The sequence below is a fragment of the Acinetobacter sp. genome, from assembly GCF_036666595.1.
In the GTDB taxonomy this organism is placed as follows: domain Bacteria; phylum Pseudomonadota; class Gammaproteobacteria; order Pseudomonadales; family Moraxellaceae; genus Acinetobacter.
The window spans coordinates 1-328 of the sequence record NZ_JAVWVO010000050.1; the positions used below are offsets into that span (position 1 = coordinate 1).

The window sequence follows — 328 nt, forward strand, 5'->3', positions numbered from 1 at the left end:
TTGCACCATATACACCAATATAAATTGTCACTTATTAGCATCCTTTTTTTCTGTGCCTGTAAAACGGGTCATGGTGGCCTCGCCTTCCGCGCTGATATCATCTTTGGCGAGAACTTTATGCACGGTTTTAAACATGATTTTAAAATCTAAAAGGGTCGATTGATGCTCTACATACCATGTATCGAGTTTAAATTTTTCTTCCCAGCCAATCGCATTGCGTCCATTGACTTGAGCATGTCCTGTCATACCCGGACGTACATTATGCCGTTTCGCTTGTTCTTCATTATACAGTGGCAAATATTCTGTCAGCAGTGGACGTGGCCCAACA

Annotated in this window: 1 protein-coding gene; it reads right to left on the minus strand. The window is 42.1% G+C overall.

The window, feature by feature from the left end:
• Positions 1-27: 27 nt before the first annotated feature.
• Positions 28-328 (minus strand): sugar transferase (locus RR876_RS16640; protein ID WP_332637149.1); only part of this gene is annotated, 301 nt, incomplete at its 5' end.